1 protein-coding gene is annotated in these 688 nt (G+C 66.4%); it reads right to left on the reverse strand.

The annotated features are described in order from the left end of the window. The coding region (locus AC3EUJ_RS37225; RefSeq protein WP_431969437.1) for an IS3 family transposase at positions 1-688 on the reverse strand (688 nt) is incomplete at both ends.

The following is a 688-nucleotide window of genomic DNA, read 5'->3' on the forward strand; positions in this document are numbered from 1 at the left end:
CTGATGAGCTCGGTCTTGAACAGGCCGATCGTGCTCTCCATCAGGGCGTTGTCGTACGCGTCGCCGACCGATCCGATCGAGGCGGCGATGCCGGCAGCGTCCAGATGCTCGGCAAGCCGGAAACTCGTGTACTGCGACCCGGCGTCCGAGTGATGGATCAACTCACCTGGCTGGACCGGGTGTTGCTCGCGGTCGCGTTGCCAGATCGCCATCTCCAGGGCGTCCAGCACGAAGACCGTTTCCTTCACGGTGGCCGCAGACCAGCCGACGATCCGGCGGGAGAAGGTGTCCACGACGAAGGAGACGTATACGACACCGGCCCAGGTCTTCACGTGGGTGAAGTCCGCGACCCAGCAGCGGTTCGGGGCGCCGGCGACGAAGTCGCGATCCACCAGGTCCGGGGCCCGCTCGACCTGCCCGCCGGGCAGCGTGGTGATCACGCGTTTGCCGCGGACCGCTCCGGCGATACCGAGCTCGCGCATCAGGCGTTCAACGGTGCAGCGGGCCACGTCGCTGCCCTGCCGGTTCAGCTCGCGCCATATCTTCCTCGCTCCATAGACACGGTAGTTGGCCTCGAAGACCTCGGTGATCTGTTCCTTCAGCTTGGCGTCCCGCACGGTCCTGGCGGACGGCATGGTCCGGCGTTTGTGGTGGGCGTAGTAGGTGGAGGGGGCAGTCGTGCTCGGTC

The organism is Actinacidiphila sp. bgisy160, assembly GCF_057707815.1.